General features: G+C 66.1%; 1 protein-coding gene. It reads right to left on the bottom strand.

All coding sequences use genetic code 11. The annotated features are described in order from the left end of the window. Positions 1–99: 99 nt before the first annotated feature. On the bottom strand, positions 100–1,223 hold a 1,124-nt coding region (locus HMPREF3115_RS28080), incomplete at its 5' end, for an ABC transporter permease (RefSeq protein ID WP_256276464.1).

The raw sequence follows: 1,223 nt of genomic DNA, 5'->3' as shown, positions 1-1,223 counted from the left end.
ACGCGCAGGATTTCTTCGCCGATGCGCGGCGGCTGGGGCGTCTGAACGGGGGCGTTTACAGCATTCGGATTGTGCATCGCGTTTCGCTCTCAATCAGTCTCAGTCGAGCCGCAGCTTCGCTTCGGCGAAGGCATACAGCGGGCGCCACAGCAGGCGGTTGAACAGCGTGACGAACAGCGACATCACGGCGATGCCGAGGATGATCTTCGGGAAATCGCCGGCCGCGGTCATTTGCGCGATATACGCGCCGAGGCCGTGCGCAACGACTTTCGTGTCGCCCCACTGCACGGCTTCGGACACGATGCTCGCGTTCCACGCGCCGCCCGACGCCGTGATCGCGCCCGTCACGTAGTAAGGGAAGATGCCCGGAAGAATCGCCTGCCGCCACCATTGCCAGCCGCGAATCCGGAAGTTCGTCGCCGCCTCGCGATAGTCGTTCGGATAGGACGTCGCGCCGGCGATCACGTTGAACAGGATATACCACTGCGTGCCGAGCACGATCAGCGGCGACAGCCAGATGTCCGCGTTCAGGTGAAAGCGCGCGATCACGATCACGAACACCGGGAACAGCAGGTTCGCCGGAAACGCGGCGAGAAACTGCGCGAGCGGCTGCATCTTCTCGGCGAGCGCCGGACGCAGCCCGATCCATACGCCGATCGGCACCCACACCACCGATGCGATCGCGATCAGCACGACCACGCGCAACAGCGTGATCAGCCCGAGCACGAACACATGGCCGACCTCGTCCATCGTCACGCCGGTCGCGACGAAGCTCATCACGCGCCACAGCACGTAGGCAGTCGCGAGCAGCACGACGACGGCCCATGTGACGTCCGCGACGCGCGACGCCTTCTTCTCGACGCGCGGCAGCGTGAAGCGCATCGCGCGCGTCGGCGAAAGGCGCAGCGGAATGCGCGCGGCCTTCGCGAACAGCCAGCCGGCCGGCACGAGCAGCTGATGGATCAGCCGCGTGCGGCGCACGAGATCGAGCAGCCACGATTCCGGCGCGTTGCCCGAGCTCGTGTTCTCCATGCGGAACTTGTCGGCCCACGCGACGAGCGGCCGGAACAGCAGTTGGTCGTAGGCGAGGATCACGACCGTCATCGCGAGAATCACCCAGCCGACCGCGCCGAGGTTGCGCTCGACGATCGCCTCCGCGAGGTACGCGCCGATGCCCGGCAGCGTGATGGTGTGGTTGCCGACCGTGATCGCCTCCGACGCGA

The sequence above is a fragment of the Burkholderia sp. HMSC10F09 genome (genome assembly GCF_001806955.1).
In the GTDB taxonomy this organism is placed as follows: domain Bacteria; phylum Pseudomonadota; class Gammaproteobacteria; order Burkholderiales; family Burkholderiaceae; genus Burkholderia; species Burkholderia multivorans.
The sequence above is the reverse complement of the archived record's forward strand: the minus strand, read 5'-3'. Positions and strand labels throughout refer to the sequence as shown.